The sequence below is a fragment of the uncultured Paraglaciecola sp. genome, from assembly GCF_913058035.1.
Taxonomy (GTDB): domain Bacteria; phylum Pseudomonadota; class Gammaproteobacteria; order Enterobacterales; family Alteromonadaceae; genus Paraglaciecola.
Genome location: NZ_CAJXPA010000006.1, coordinates 49,916 through 64,985, shown reverse-complemented (window position 1 = coordinate 64,985; position 15,070 = coordinate 49,916). Strand labels below are relative to the sequence as shown.

The 15,070-nt window shown below is 39.7% G+C and carries 10 protein-coding genes; 6 read left to right on the top strand and 4 right to left on the bottom strand.

The window, feature by feature from the left end; genetic code table 11:
* Positions 1 to 168: 168 nt before the first annotated feature.
* Positions 169 to 1,056: a LysR family transcriptional regulator gene (locus QZ562_RS01875; RefSeq protein WP_293756178.1), complete on the bottom strand. Its 888-nt coding sequence runs from the start codon at positions 1,054 to 1,056 to the stop codon at positions 169 to 171.
* Positions 1,057 to 1,184: 128 nt separating this feature from the next.
* On the opposite strand from QZ562_RS01875, the gene QZ562_RS01870 reads away from it, so the two are divergent.
* From QZ562_RS01870 to QZ562_RS01855, 4 genes are all read left to right on the top strand, one after another.
* On the top strand, positions 1,185 to 2,366 hold the full coding sequence (locus tag QZ562_RS01870; RefSeq protein WP_293756176.1) for an acyl-CoA dehydrogenase: 1,182 nt from the start codon (positions 1,185 to 1,187) through the stop codon (positions 2,364 to 2,366).
* 363 nt (positions 2,367 to 2,729) lie between these two features.
* Positions 2,730 to 3,914, top strand: a complete 1,185-nt coding sequence (locus tag QZ562_RS01865; RefSeq protein WP_293756174.1) for an iron-containing alcohol dehydrogenase — start codon at positions 2,730 to 2,732, stop codon at positions 3,912 to 3,914.
* Positions 3,915 to 4,298: 384 nt separating this feature from the next.
* Positions 4,299 to 5,189, top strand: a complete 891-nt coding sequence (locus QZ562_RS01860; protein ID WP_293756172.1) for a pseudouridine synthase — start codon at positions 4,299 to 4,301, stop codon at positions 5,187 to 5,189.
* A gap of 179 nt (positions 5,190 to 5,368) precedes the next feature.
* Positions 5,369 to 5,986 (top strand): 3'-5' exonuclease, encoded by a 618-nt coding sequence (locus QZ562_RS01855; RefSeq protein ID WP_293756170.1) that lies wholly within the window; start codon positions 5,369 to 5,371, stop codon positions 5,984 to 5,986.
* 292 nt (positions 5,987 to 6,278) lie between these two features.
* Here QZ562_RS01855 and acs read toward each other — a convergent pair whose 3' ends face one another.
* Positions 6,279 to 8,219, bottom strand: coding sequence for an acetate--CoA ligase (gene acs / locus QZ562_RS01850; protein WP_293756168.1), 1,941 nt, complete (start codon positions 8,217 to 8,219; stop codon positions 6,279 to 6,281).
* 327 nt (positions 8,220 to 8,546) lie between these two features.
* Positions 8,547 to 9,674, bottom strand: a complete 1,128-nt coding sequence (gene nagA / locus QZ562_RS01845) for an N-acetylglucosamine-6-phosphate deacetylase (RefSeq protein ID WP_293756166.1) — start codon at positions 9,672 to 9,674, stop codon at positions 8,547 to 8,549.
* Positions 9,675 to 10,418: 744 nt separating this feature from the next.
* Between nagA and QZ562_RS01840 the strand changes: the two genes are divergently transcribed.
* On the top strand, positions 10,419 to 10,643 hold the full coding sequence (locus QZ562_RS01840) for a hypothetical protein (protein ID WP_293756164.1): 225 nt from the start codon (positions 10,419 to 10,421) through the stop codon (positions 10,641 to 10,643).
* 216 nt (positions 10,644 to 10,859) lie between these two features.
* Here QZ562_RS01840 and QZ562_RS01835 read toward each other — a convergent pair whose 3' ends face one another.
* Entirely contained in the window at positions 10,860 to 11,687 is an 828-nt protein-coding gene (locus QZ562_RS01835) for an AraC family transcriptional regulator (RefSeq protein WP_293756162.1), read from the bottom strand.
* A 129-nt stretch (positions 11,688 to 11,816) separates the two neighbouring features.
* Between QZ562_RS01835 and QZ562_RS01830 the strand changes: the two genes are divergently transcribed.
* Entirely contained in the window at positions 11,817 to 14,945 is a 3,129-nt protein-coding gene (locus QZ562_RS01830) for a beta-galactosidase (protein ID WP_293756160.1), read from the top strand.
* Positions 14,946 to 15,070 lie beyond the last annotated feature (125 nt).

Sequence of the window (15,070 nt, the reverse complement as noted above, 5' to 3'; positions counted from 1 at the left end):
GCATTATACATAGGTTTAAGAATAAAATTTGTAGATTAATAAATAGTAGCGGGTCAGCTCAATTAAATTATAAGCAAGTGAGCAAATATTCGTTGATCTTATCTATTACCGTGGCTTAAATACTATAAAAAGTCCAAAAGTTAGTGTTCAGTAATGCACTCCACTCCACTAAGCGTTACTTGTAGATTCAACCTTTGAACTTAAGTAAGTCATAAACACTTTACTGGCTTTAGAAAGGTAGTGGTTTTTTTTCCTTGCCAAGCTTAACTTAAATTCAATTTTTGGTTCAAAGGGTGTGGATGTCATATGACATTCGTTTTGTAAAATACGTGATAAACAGGTAGTAATACCCACCTCATTGCGAACTAATGATTTTTGCAGTTCAATAAGGTTAGTTTCCATACGGACATCTAATGTTAAGTGATTTTTTTTGGAATATTGACTCACAACTTCACGTAAAAAATAACCTTCATGAAACAATACCAGCGGCTGTTGGCAAAATTGTGTCAAAGATATGGTTTGTTCGGTAGCTAGTGGATGTGAGTTGGCCATGCCTGCCACAATCTCTTCATTAATAAGTTGTGTATAACGTAATTGTGGATTTTCTAAATCACCACGTATCAAAGCTAAATCTAGTTCGCTATTAAGTAACATTCTTTCAAGTGCTGCGGTGCCTTGATCCACCAAATGTATTTTTATTCTTGGATATTTTTGTTTGAACTCGGTCAATATTTTAGGAAAGTAATAAGAACCCATCATAGCAGAAACACCAAAACGAATAGTGCCACGCTCTAAATCTTTCAGTTCTTCTAACTCTAATTCAACCTGCTTAGCTTGACTTAGTAGTTGTGTTGCCAATTTATATAGAACTTCACCTTCAGCTGTCAATAAGGAATGTTTGTCAGCACGGTTAATGAGTTTTAGTCCAACTTCTTGTTCTAGCTTTTGGATCGCAACGGTTAATGCGGGTTGAGCGATACCTACTTTATGGGCTGCTCGAGTAAAGTTGCCGAGCGCAGCTAATTGACAAAAATATTCAAGGCGTTTTAAGTTCATGACGATGCACCCAATAATAAAAAGTTATTAAAAATATAAAAACTATATATTATATTTATTCCTGTTTTAAGCATACAGTAACGTTATAAATTAGACTATGCCTACACGGTATTTAACGGAGTTACCTTATGAGTCAAAAACTAACCTCTTTTAGCTGGCAAGATCCTATGTTTCTTGACAGTCAATTAAGCGAAGAAGAACGCATGATACGTGACACAGCTCATGATTATTGCCAAGAAAAGCTGCTACCACGTGTACTTGAAGCTAATAGACATGAGCACTTCGATCGCGAAATAATGAATGAATTAGGTCAGTTAGGTCTGTTGGGTGCCACCTTACCTGCTCAATATGGCGGTAGTGATGTCAATTATGTCAGTTATGGATTAGTTGCTCGAGAAGTTGAGCGTGTAGATAGTGGTTATCGTAGTGCCATGAGTGTGCAATCGTCACTTGTCATGCATCCTATTCATACATATGGCACCGAAGAACAACGCATGAAGTATTTACCTAAACTGGCCTCCGGTGAATGGGTGGGATGTTTTGGTTTGACTGAGCCTAATTCAGGCAGTGATCCGGCGTCTATGACTACTCATGCAAAAAAAGTGGACGGTGGTTATTCCTTAACGGGCAATAAGATGTGGATAACTAATTCTCCTATCGCTGACGTTTTTGTTGTTTGGGGTAAGCTCGAAGGTAAAATCCGCGGTTTTGTGTTAGAAAAAGGTATGCAAGGTTTATCGGCACCAAAAATAGAAGGCAAATTTTCTTTGCGTGCCTCGATAACAGGCGAAATTGTTATGGACAATGTTTTTGTGCCAGATGAGAATATGTTTCCTGAGATTAGAGGATTAGCAGGGCCATTTGGTTGTTTAAATAAGGCTCGCTATGGTATTGCTTGGGGTTCAATAGGCGCTGCAGAGTTTTGTTTTAATGCTGCTAGAAGTTACACCTTAGATCGCGAACAATTTGGTCGCCCTTTGGCAGCCAACCAGTTAATTCAGAAAAAACTTGCTGATATGGAAACTGAGATAGCACTTGGCTTGCAGGGTTGCTTACAAATGGGCCGTTTGATGGACGCAAATCAATGTCCAGTTGAATTGATTTCTTTAATGAAACGTAACAATTGTGGCAAGTCTCTGGATATTGCTCGTGTTTCCCGCGACATGCATGGCGGTAACGGGATTAGTGATGAATATGGTGTGATCCGTCATGTAATGAACCTTGAAGCGGTCAATACCTATGAAGGTACTCATGATGTTCATGCACTAATCTTAGGTCGTGCCATCACTGACATTCAAGCGTTTTATTAATCATTAACGTTTTAGTCGACATTAATCCTGTCGACTAAAACCAGATAACTACGGAGTGTTTTGCCGGAAAAATCTGCTGCTTGTTTGTTAGTTGGAATCCGATTTTTAAACTGACCCTACCAGTATAAATTCTGTTATATTTGTTGTGGTAGGGCCGAAAAATTTAAGCCTTATCAAAAAATCGTGTGTTATTTAGTATTCCAAAACCTTTTAAATGCCCGTCACTAGATTGATTCAGGTTGACCGTGACGAATATTTTAGCCTGAGTCGTCAGTTTATTATCTTTGCTTGCAGCATCACTGTAAGCCTCTTCTTCTAGGATAGAACATGTTTGCTTTGAAAGTTTTGTGTCTAAGAATTTATATGAGAATCTTCAAAGGTATCACTGTAATTTTACCGTTTAAGTGGCCAAAAATTTTTGATGGGCCAGGTTCTTCCCTTGAGTTGTGCCGGTACATCGCTAATCAAGGGCATAAAAAAATTTTACTGGTCACAGATTCTATGTTGGCCAAGCTAGGTTTGTTGGATGCAATGCAAGTGGAGCTAGAGAAACAGGGTATAACCGTCGTGATATATGACGGCGTAATGCCAGATCCTACTATTGCACAAATCGAAGCGGGTGTGAGTGTACTAAAAGACAATAACTGTAAGGCGATACTGGCAGTTGGCGGTGGTTCATCTATTGACGCTGCAAAAGTGATTGCTGCTCGTGGTAAAAGTGATAAGTCGATTATCAATATGGCTGGTCTTTTCAAGATTTACTTTAGTGGTACGCTACCTCTTTACGCTGTTCCAACCACCGCGGGCACTGGCTCTGAAGTGACCATCGCTGCTGTGGTTTCAGATCCCAAACAAAAACGTAAACTGCCGATAATAGATTTAAAGCTGATGCCTGTTGCCGCAGCACTAGACGGTGAATTGATGACTGGCTTACCTGCTCATATTACAGCGGCCACTGGAATGGATGCGTTGACCCACGCGGTTGAATCGTATATTTCTCGAAATGCCCTAAAACACACTGACGTAAAGGCAATTGAGGCTACTCAACTGATTATGGCAAACCTAGTCACGGCAGTAACTGATGGTAGTAATGTGGCTGCGCGGCAAGCAATGGTAAGAGCATCAAATTTAGCTGGTATGGCTTTTACGCAGGCAGGTGTTGGTTACGTGCATGCAATTGCCCATAACTTTGGTGCGTTGTATCACACTCCACATGGCGTAGCTAACGCAATAGTTATGCCTTATGTATTGGATTATTCTAAGTCTAGTTGTACCTTACGATTAGCTGATTTGGCTAAGGCCTGCAACATTGGCCTCGCAGATGCTAATAATGCTAATAATGAGCAATTAGCTGAGGCTTTTATCCAGCGCATTCGCGAGATGAAGCATAAGTTCAATATTCCAACAAAACTAGCGGCTTTGCAGCGTAAAGATATTCCGCAAATTGCTGCTGCAGCTTTAAAAGAAGCACGTTTCACTTATGCGGTTCCGCGTTACATGAATAAAGCGACGTGTGAAAACTTGATTAGCCAAATGCTGGTGGAGTGATCCCGTGACAGCTTCTTAGCTGTTCATTAATATAAAAGACTTCTGGGATGCCTCAATGTTTTTTAGACCAATACTTAAAGGTTGCTCAATCTTTAAGTATTTAATGTGCTGTGTGAACATCGTCAGAACAAGTCCTTAACCTACTGACAAAGGCACGTATTTAGAAAGAACCGCCTTTTCGAAGTTTATACATTTCAATATAAAAAATGGTGAGCTGTGCATATCTGTGTTTGAATTATAGATAGGTTTATCTTTCATATTTTGGGGCAAATAAGGTTAAAAGGCTTAAGGGTAGTTGATCGACAATCAAGAAATACTTAAGATGTATATGTGTTATCAATTTAGATTTAAACGGTCTATATAGGGTCAACAACGAGTGTATTTATGGCTATAGCTAATTCCCCGTCCAAGCTCAGCCTACCTCAGCACAATCCGGGTGTAGCAACTGTTCTAGAATTTCTTATTTTCAAATTTCCCGGCATCACAAGTGATGTATGGCTACAACGTATGGTTGATGGCAAAGTGCATTGGCATGACGGAAGCTTAATTAGTGCGCAAACCCCTTATGCGGCCCAGCAGCGGGTGTATTATTATCGTGAAGTGGCGCGTGAGCCTGTGATCCCTTTTGCAGAAGAAATTGTGTTTGAAGATGAGTTGATTTTGGTGGCATATAAACCGCATTTTTTACCTGTTATGCCAGGGGGGAAATATGTTGAAGAATGCCTGCAAAATCGCTTGCGTAATAAAACTGGTAATCAGCAATTACAAGCCGTGCATCGCATTGATAATGGCACTGCAGGCTTAGTATTATTTTCGGTTAACCCCTACTCACGTCAACATTATCATAATTTGTTTGCAACACATCAAGTCAGTAAAACGTATCAGGCTATCGCCAAAATAAATAATAAGATTGTGAGCGTCAACCAACAATGGGAAATTAAAAATCGGTTAGAGAAATCTGAGCCGAGGTTTTTAATGCATATTGTTGAAGGGCCGGTTAACAGCCATTCACAAGTTCGTTGTCTGAAAAAAAATGCTGATACAGCTTTGTTTGAATTAAGCCCTATAACAGGTAAAACTCATCAACTAAGGGTACATATGCAAAGTCTGGGTTGGCCGTTATTAAATGATGCTTACTATCCGAACTTACAGCCAAAAGAGTTAGATGATTACAGTAAACCTTTACAATTATTAGCACAAAAAATCCAATTTATTGATCCCGTTACACATCAAACAAGGTCCTTTTCTAGCAATACCGAATTAAGCCTAGATTGATGAGTATCCCTTAACTTTCGTCTGGTCTTTAGAGGCTATAAAAGAAAGCTCGCGTATAAGACGGGTATAAATGGATATATCAAAAGTTATATAAAATAGCTTACCAGCAAAATGTATCATCGGCTAAAACGTTATTTTTTGTTAAAATAACAAGATTACGTCTTACTGGTAATTTGATTATGACGCAGACCTTTGCTGATTCCCTTGTTGTACTGGATTTTGAAACTACCGGACTTTCGCCTGGTTTTGGAGATAGAGCTATCGAAATTGGTGCGGTTCGTCTTGAAAAAGGGCAGGTGGTTGGACGCTTTCAAGCACTTATGGATCCTGGAAAACCAGTCAGTGCCTTTATCGAAAAATACACTGGTATCACTAACCGTATGTTAAGCAAAGCGGCTCCTTGTAATGAAGTTATGCATGAGTTTGCTGATTTTATGGGTGACAGTAATCTAGTTGCCCATAATGCATCATTTGATAAACGTTTTTTGGATGCAGAGTTAGAGCGGATTTCTAGAACGTATAATGGCCATTTTGCTTGTTCTTTATTGGTTTCGAGACGTTTATATCAAGATGCTCCCAGTCATAAATTAGGTTCGTTAATCACTTATAAAAATATTCCATCGGAGGGCGGTTTTCACAGAGCCTTATTTGACTCACAGATGACTGCGAAATTGTGGATGACCATGTTGCAAGATATTTCACAAAGAATAATGGCAAAAGAAGTACCATTTAGATTAATTAAAAGGCTTGAGAAAACACCAAAGTATGCAGTGAGTAAGTTACTGCAAGAGCAGTAATTTAAGGTGCAAGTGCAGGTACAAGTAGTACCCTTGCTATTTATTGGCTGTTACAGTCAATAAATAGCAAGCCTGTTAAGGGTATTAGGACTGAACGCTAATCCTTTAGCTGATTTTCATTTTAATATTTTTACTCACGCCTGCAAACTATTTTTTAACACTAATACCGCCTTAGCAATTTATGAACAAAATCTAACATCAGATAGTTGTTTAATCGCTCTACTAGCCTGTGTATATGAGCCTGGATATCTACCAAATGACTGGCTTCTTTCAAGCCTTCGCCATTATTAAACTAGCAATTTAATCTATTTTCTATCAAGCTTTCTACCACACTTGGGTCGGCTAGAGTCGAAACATCGCCTAGTTGGTCATATTCATTGGCAGCAATTTTACGCAATATTCTGCGCATGATTTTACCCGAGCGTGTTTTAGGTAAACCTTGGGTCCATTGGATAATATCGGGGGTAGCGATAGGACTTAACTCTTTGCGTACCCAGTCTTTTAACTCTTTGGTGAGTTCTTCGTTATGGCTATGGCCTTCAACAGGACTAACAAAAACGTAAATTCCTTGGCCTTTTATGTTGTGAGCATAACCTACAACAGCGGCCTCAGCGACAGCAGGGTGGGACACCAGTGCACTTTCTATCTCGGCAGTGCCCAAACGATGACCTGACACATTTAGCACATCATCGACTCGTCCGGTTATCCAGTAGTAACCATCGTCATCTCTTCGACAACCATCACTGGTAAAATATTGATTTTCATAGGCGCTAAAGTAAGTTTGAATGAAACGAGTATGGTCACCGTATACTGTTCTAGCCTGACCGGGCCAACTATCGCGGATCACCAGATTTCCCTCGCCCGCGTGTAATAACTCTTTGCCGTCCTTATCGACTATGGCGGGCTGGATCCCAAAGAAAGGTATACTGGCTGCGCCTGGTTTTAAAGCGGTTATGCCGGGCAGTGGGCTGATCATGATGCCACCTGTTTCAGTTTGCCACCACGTGTCTACAATAGGGCAGCGATTTTTACCTATAGTTTCATAATACCACTGCCAAGCTTGGGGATTAATGGGTTCGCCTACTGAGCCTAATAATCGGAGTGAATCACAGTGAGTTCCATCGGCAGGATAATCCCCATGGGCCATCAATGCACGTATTGCAGTGGGTGCAGTGTAAAGAATATTGACCTTGTGCTTGTCTATTATTTGACAAATTCGTCTTACATCAGGGTAAGTTGGTATGCCTTCAAATAACAATGTAGTGGCGCCATTAGCTAGTGGTCCATACACCATATAGCTGTGACCCGTTATCCAGCCTACATCTGCAGCACACCAATATATTTCGCCAGGATGATAGTCAAATACATATTTATGGGTCAGCGCTGTGTATACCAGATAACCACCAGTGGTGTGCACGACACCTTTAGGAGTGCCTGTAGAACCAGATGTATAAAGGATAAATAAAGGGTCTTCAGCGTTCATGACAGTAGGAGGACAATCTTTTGCACAATCTACGACCAATTCATGCCACCAAACATCGTGTTCATTAAACTGTACCTGTGCACCTGTATTTTGAAACACTATGCTGTGTTCAATACTGTTACAGCGATTATCTTTTAAGGCTTCATCGACATTAACTTTTAAGGGAACGGTTTTACCACCACGACGACCTTCATCGGCGGTGATAACCACTTTTGCATCGCAATCATTGATACGGTCGGCTATGGCGTTAGGTGAAAATCCAGCGAAAACAATAGAGTGTATTGCTCCAATTCTAGTGCAAGCCAACATAGCATAAGCGGCTTCGGGTACCATTGGCATATAAATAGCCACACGATCTCCTTTAGTCACCCCCAATTTTTTTAAACCATTAGCTAGACGGCACACCTCATCATGTAATTCTTGATAGCTAATATTTTGATCAGAGTTAGGGCTGTCACCTTCCCATATAATAGCTGTTTGCTGTGCCTGTTTAGCTAAGTGTCTATCGATACAGTTGTAGCTGACATTTAATTGACCGTCTTCAAACCATTTAATTTGTAAATTGTCTTTAGTAAAGTTAGTGTTTTTAATGATAGTGGGAGCTTTATACCAGTCCACAATAGCTGATTGTTGTTGCCAAAATTCGTTGGGAGACTCAATCGATTGTTGATACATTGTCTGATATTTTTCGACATCTAAAAAAGAATTTTGCTTGGCTTGTTCTAGCACAGGATAAAGTATTTCAGACATGGCTACTTCCAGTAAAAAAGATTATTGATAGTATTATCATATAATTACCACTGTGTGCTTAATTAGCCGTATATTCTGCCCATAAAAGTAAAATATTTGTGAAAAAATGGTGTGCGCTTCTAAGTTTGATGTTTTTTCAGTGCATACAGTAAAATACTACTGCAACTTGAAGGCATCATTAAGTAGGCCGACTGACTGTCAAAACGTTTTGTTGATAAACCATAAGAAGTCGTCAAGTGTCGCGGCCAAAGGTGGCTAACACTAGCCATGCTCGACATCAAAAGAGGTTAAACTATATAAACCAGAACGATAAAGTCAAGTCTGGTTTTAACTGGATACTTGCTCACCTGCTATATAAGTAGCACTCACAAAATATTGGTCGGTTAATACAACCCAGTCTGCATCGAATCCTGCGGCTAAATGTCCCTTTTTTTGCTGTAGGCCTAGAAATGTCGCTGGAGAAGTGGAGGCCATCTTGGCGGCGTTTTGAATAGAACAGCCTAACGTCAGCACACTGTTACGAAAAGCACTAGCCATATCTAGGGTCGAGCCCGCTAATCTACCACCTTCAATAGTTAATTTGTTGCCCTGTCGATTGATTGTCATGCCGGCGAATTGTAATTCAATTTGCTCGCTACCTACGTGAGACATCGCATCGGTAACCAGCATAATGCGCTCAGGTGTTTTACATTTAATGGCTAATTGGCAACTGGTAGTATCCACATGTTCGTTATCAACAATCAAACCGCAATAACTAGTTGAGTCTAACAATGCCGCTCCAACCATACCTGCTTGTCTACTTTGCAAAGGTGACATGGCATTAAATAAATGGGTGAAGCCTTGTGCGCCTGCTTTTAAGGCTGCAAATGCCTGAGAGGCACTTCCATTGGAGTGTCCTAAACACACCTTTACCTTAGCTTGTACCAACTCCTTAATAATCTCGACTGATACGTTTTCTGGAGCCAGGGTGACACATACTAAACCTAAATCAGTACGTTTAAATACCGCCATTTCTTCAGGGCCAAGTTGTCGAATATGCTGAGAGGGGTGAATACCCTTTTTAGGCTGACTTAAATGGGGACCTTCAAAATGAATACCAACTATGCCTTTTAGATTTTGCTTGATGGCTGAGGCCATGGCATTAGCTGCCAATTGCATAGTGGTTAAATCATCTGTGATAAGAGTAGGTAAAATAGAGGTGCTACCAAATTGTTGATGGGCATGACTCATCGTCATCAGAGTATGCAAAGTGGGTTGATTATTGAACAATACACCGCCACCACCGTTAACTTGCACATCTACAAATCCAGGAACGACTAAGCCAGAAAATTGAATCGCATCATCTTGAAATTTTGCTGATTCAATTGAGTGTATTTTGCCGTCTTCAACGCTAATCAATTGATTGGTTTTAATGGTTTTTCCATCAAACAAATTTTCTGCAAAATAACGCTGCATTTATGCCTCTATCATGTTCAGTGACGTCTTAAAACTAAGGGTTTATCTGTGTCTCGCACTATTTACGGTGCCACTAACCCTATGTAGATATGAGAATTAGTCAATGACCAATACCAATATTTTGTTTAACTTTTACTGTACAGTTATTACTGAAGGCGCTGAGAACGATTAATACTTAAGGCTCTGAGAACGATACAAGCAACCCGATTAGTATTTAATACTAACTTCAAATATTGTTGGAGCAAAGAGGTAGCCTCCACTTAGTTCAAATAATAATCTGGTTGCAGATTACTTTTAACAAACCCGTTATAACCCCAGAATCGCCTATTCAGCAGATAATAAACTGCTTTTGAAAGATAGTTCTACTGCATTTTATCAACTTCAATACGGTTGTCATAAATGATTGTTATAAGTGATTGTTATAAGTGATTGTTATAAATGGTTGTCATTATTTCTGCTCGGTGATGAACATCAAGTTAAGTAAGATTGAGTCTAAGTCTACACTTTCAGGTTATTTTTCTTCGATATGAGTAGTCTTAGTTCCACGTGGGTAAATTAGCGATCAATTGAAATAGATAGCATCTATTTCAATTAATCAAAAAACCAAATGCTAAAATTGGTGTCATAAGTTTCGAAATTCTTATTTTGAAGTGAATTTTAGATTTTACACCCAAAAAATTTTGGTCAAAGCTTCGTTTAAAACGTTGAATTTTAATAAACAAATAAACAAATAAGGAATACGGTTTGAAAAATCAATGTTTTATTAGATTTCGTGATTTTCTAACACTTACTGGAAAGTCATTCAGCATAAATAAGTCGTCTATTATCTTCTTAGACTCGCCCGGAGTGATGTTTACTTTCGAACCTGACGGTGTGGTTGTTAAACGTCCGTTGTTACCTCTTCGTAAAATTAAGTACGCTCAACTCAACTTTGATAGGTTACTCAATTTAGGTATGTCACCTTTATAAAAGTATGGAGCAGCATAAAACAAGTTGTTTATTAAACGTTACTCATAGCCACCTACTATTAGCATCGATTGAATATGTGTGTATGAGCAACTAACTTAAACTTTTGCAATTTATTGGTATGCTAATTTTAGATCCCTAGTAATAAAGAGATACACAGCCAATAGAAAATTTCGATTTGCTCTTCAATTTCAGCTAAAAACTCTTCAACACTTATGCCTAATGATTGCTTTGTCGAAATAAACTGGGTGAAACACCGACTAATTTTTTAAAACTTTTTGAAAAATTAAAAATATTGGTATACCCGACGTAGCTAGCGATATGTTGAATAGACCAGCGGGTATTAAGTAACAAACTTTTTGCACGCTCTATACGCAGATGAATCAGTTTTTGTATCGGGCTCTTACCGAATTGTGTTTGGCACAAACGGTGTAAATGGGGGGGTGAATAATGCAATTGTTCACACATTGCTGCTATCGTCCAGTCATACTGAAGGCGTTTTTCAATCTCTTGAAATAAATTGTGTAGTCGATTGTTTGTTTTGTTCTGATTGTCACCTTGCAGAGTGGCATTGAGGTAATAACTTAATATCGGCATAACACCTTTGCGTAAGGTCGCATCTGGTTCGCTATACAAAAGCTCCATGGCAAAATGTAATGGTTTCAGTTTTTGCTCGATAATGACCACGGCTCGATCTAAAGCGATATGTTGCCAACGTTTTGTACTTGATAGGTTTAGCCAAATCACATCCCATTTTTCTGCTGCTATGCTTACCTCAAAACTCTGTTTGGGGGGTAAAATAGCTAACGTATTGGCAACCAGTGCATATTCATTGTCAATAGTGGTCAGTTTACCTTGGCCTTTCAGCGTATAAAACAGCGTGTGTTCAAGGGGAGCTGAGCGTGAAACGCAATATTTTCCTGATAAATTAGAACATCCGGCTAAGGTAATATCTAAATGTTTCATTTCAGCCAGAACATCTGAATCTATGAAGCGTTCATAACAATCTTGACCAATATCGAGTACGTCTTTAATGTGATTTTTCATAAAATTAAATGATAGCTTTAGATAAAATTTTGCGAGTTTTAAGCATAATATAAACAAAGTATTTTCGCTACATTAGACAACATAAGCAAAATGCTAAATTAAGCATTTAATATGCCTACGGGAAGCACTATGACGTCATTAGATCACATTATTCAGCGCCGAGATTGGGAAACGCCATTATCCACTCACATAAACACAGTTAACGCGCATAGTCCTCTTAGCGGCTATAAAACTCTTGTTGATGCTCGTAAAAAACAAAACCCTCAAAGACAATTATTAAATGGTCAGTGGGAATTTAAGCTATTTGATAAACCTGAAGCGGTGGATAAGTCATTTATTAGTGAAAAAATAAACGATAGCTGGCAAAAAATACCTGTACCTTCAAATTGGCAACTTCAGGGCTTTGATAAGCCTATTTATTGCAATGTAAAGTATCCTTTTGCGGTTAATCCGCCTTTTGTCCCAAGTGATAATCCAACTGGCTGTTACCGGACTGAATTCGGAGTGACCCAAGAGCAATTGGCCCAGCGAAACCATATTATTTTTGAAGGTGTAAACTCGGCGTTCCACTTGTGGTGCAATGGTCAGTGGGTGGGTTATTCTCAAGATAGCCGCTTACCTAGCGAGTTTGATTTGCAACCGTTTTTACTAGCAGGTAAAAATCAGATAGCCGTAATGGTGATACGTTGGAGTGACGGTAGTTATCTTGAAGACCAAGATATGTGGTGGTTAAGTGGTATTTTTCGTGATGTGCTATTACTTACCAAGCCACAACAACAAATTCGGGATGTATTCATCACGCCTGATTTAGACGCTTGTTATCGCGATGCTACTTTAGCTATCAAAACGTCCATTAATGCACCGAATAATTATACCGTTAGTGTACAAGTATTTGATGGTGAGACAGCCATATGTCGACCTCATACCCAAACCACTCAGAACAAACGAGTCGATGAGAAAGGTGGTTGGGATGATGTGGTATTTCAAAGTATTTCGTTTGAAAATCCTCGAAAGTGGACTGCTGAAACGCCAAATTTGTATCGCTGTGTGGTGAGCTTACAAGATATTCAAGGTAATACTGTTGACGCAGAGAGTTACGATATTGGCTTTAGAAAAGTCGAAATGATTGATGGGCAATTATGTGTAAACGGCAAGCCACTGCTAATACGCGGTGTTAATCGCCACGAGCATCATCCAGAAAGCGGCCATGTGGTAGCCGAATCAGACATGATTACTGACATCAAGCTGATGAAACAAAACAATTTTAATGCAGTGCGTACTGCCCACTATCCGAACCATCCTCGTTGGTATGAATTATGTGACGAATTAGGGCTTTATGTAGTGGATGAAGCCAACATAGAAACTCACGGTATGTATCCTATGGGCAGATTAGCTGCTGATCCACAATGGGCTGGTGCGTTTATGTCGCGTTACGCACAAATGGTAGAGCGGGATAAAAACCATGTCTCTATTATTATCTGGTCACTAGGTAATGAATGCGGTTATGGTGCAAATCATGATGCCATGTACGGCTGGTCAAAAAACTTCGACCCATCACGGCCTGTGCAATATGAAGGCGGTGGCGCTAACACACCTGCAACAGACATTATCTGCCCTATGTATGCGCGTGTTGATTATGATCTTGAAGACGAGGCTGTACCTAAATATTCAATTAAAAAATGGCTCAGTTTACCTGGCGAAACACGGCCCCTTATTTTATGTGAGTACGCTCATGCGATGGGCAATAGCTTAGGTAGTTTTAATGACTATTGGCAAGCTTTTAAAGAATATCCACGTTTGCAAGGTGGCTTTATCTGGGACTGGGTTGACCAAGGGTTATCAAAAATAGATAAAAACGGCGTGCATTATTGGGCATATGGTGGGGACTTTGGCGATACAGTGAATGATCGGCAGTTTTGTATTAACGGGCTACTATTTCCTGACCGTTCTGCCCACCCTAGTTTGTTTGAAGCTAAATATAGCCAACAACATGTTCGTTTCATGTTGGCGCCTATCACGAAAAAGAAAGCGATAACATCCTTAGTTCAAAACGAATATGCGCTTTCTATTTTCAGTGATTATGTGTTTAGAGCCACAGATAACGAAAAGCTCGTTTGGCGACTAATGCAAAATGGTGTCGTGGTTGAACAAGACAGTTTTCTGCTGAACATCGCGCCGCAAAGTACACTCAACACCATTATTAAACCTATTACACCATTTGAAAAGGGTGCTCAATATCATCTTAACTTAGACGTAGAACTTGCGAACGACTGCAGTTTTGCAGAAGCAGGTCATATAATGGCAACTGAACAGTTTGTTTTAGCCAATAGACAAAGTTTAATCAGTACTCATTTTGCTAAGCAAGGTGCCCAGTCAAACACTCAAAAAAATGTCAGCTTAAATGAAAATAATGAAACTATTGTTATTCAAGGGACAGGGTTGAATCTGATATTCGATCGCCAAACAGGCCTAATTAAAAGCTGGCAGCAAGACAATAAAGCAGTAATAGCCAGTCCACTGGTTGATAATTTTTATCGAGCCCCCCTTGATAACGATATTGGTGTAAGCGAAGTGGATAACCTCGATCCCAATGCATGGGAAGCTCGCTGGTTGGATGCAGGCATAGGTAAATGGCAACGCACCTGTCAAAAAATTAACGGGATATCTTCTAGTGAAGACATACGTATTACCTGTGTCTTCGATTATGAATATGAAGATGAATTATGTGCACAAACCCAATGGACTTATACCATCAACGAAAGCGGTGCAGTGAAAATTGATATTGACGTACTTTTAAATGAGGTGCTGCCGCCGCTTCCCCGTGTTGGTGTCAGTTTGGCGATAGCCAAACAAGACAATATTCAAGTTAAATGGTTAGGTTTAGGACCATTTGAAAACTACCCAGATCGTAAATCAGCAGCACGTTTTGGTGAATATAATTTGAGCTTAGACGAGCTACATACTCCTTATATCTTTCCAACTGATAACGGCTTACGTAGCGACTGCCGGCTGCTCGAAATAGCTGGGTTACAAGTACGGGGAGAGTTTTTATTTGCAGTAAGCTTCTATTCACAAAACCAGCTTGCCGCAGCTAAACACACTCATGAGTTAGTGACCGATGATGTGATTCATGTGCACATAGACCATCAACATATGGGGGTCGGCGGTGATGACTCGTGGAGCCCGAGCACTCATAAGAAATATCTATTGGAGCGAAATCAATATAGTTATTCCCTCATTTTTCAAAATAAAAAGTAGTCTTAAGACCGAAGGGCGGTAGTAAATAGGCCATTAAAATGGGGGACACTAAACCAGAACTCTTTACTCAGTATTGCTCGTAAAGGGTATACGTTAACTTGCGTGTCTCAAAATCAACTGCTCCT

Bases quoted from the DNA above. Each gene is read 5' to 3' on its own strand.
- QZ562_RS01875 (WP_293756178.1), bottom strand. From the start codon at position 1,056: ATGAACTTAAAACGCCTTGAATATTTTTGTCAATTAGCTGCGCTCGGC.
- QZ562_RS01870 (WP_293756176.1), top strand. From the start codon at position 1,185: ATGAGTCAAAAACTAACCTCTTTTAGCTGGCAAGATCCTATGTTTCTT.
- QZ562_RS01865 (WP_293756174.1), top strand. From the start codon at position 2,730: ATGAGAATCTTCAAAGGTATCACTGTAATTTTACCGTTTAAGTGGCCA.
- QZ562_RS01860 (WP_293756172.1), top strand. From the start codon at position 4,299: ATGGCTATAGCTAATTCCCCGTCCAAGCTCAGCCTACCTCAGCACAAT.
- QZ562_RS01855 (WP_293756170.1), top strand. From the start codon at position 5,369: ATGACGCAGACCTTTGCTGATTCCCTTGTTGTACTGGATTTTGAAACT.
- acs (WP_293756168.1), bottom strand. From the start codon at position 8,219: ATGTCTGAAATACTTTATCCTGTGCTAGAACAAGCCAAGCAAAATTCT.
- nagA (WP_293756166.1), bottom strand. From the start codon at position 9,674: ATGCAGCGTTATTTTGCAGAAAATTTGTTTGATGGAAAAACCATTAAA.
- QZ562_RS01835 (WP_293756162.1), bottom strand. From the start codon at position 11,687: ATGAAAAATCACATTAAAGACGTACTCGATATTGGTCAAGATTGTTAT.
- QZ562_RS01830 (WP_293756160.1), top strand. From the start codon at position 11,817: ATGACGTCATTAGATCACATTATTCAGCGCCGAGATTGGGAAACGCCA.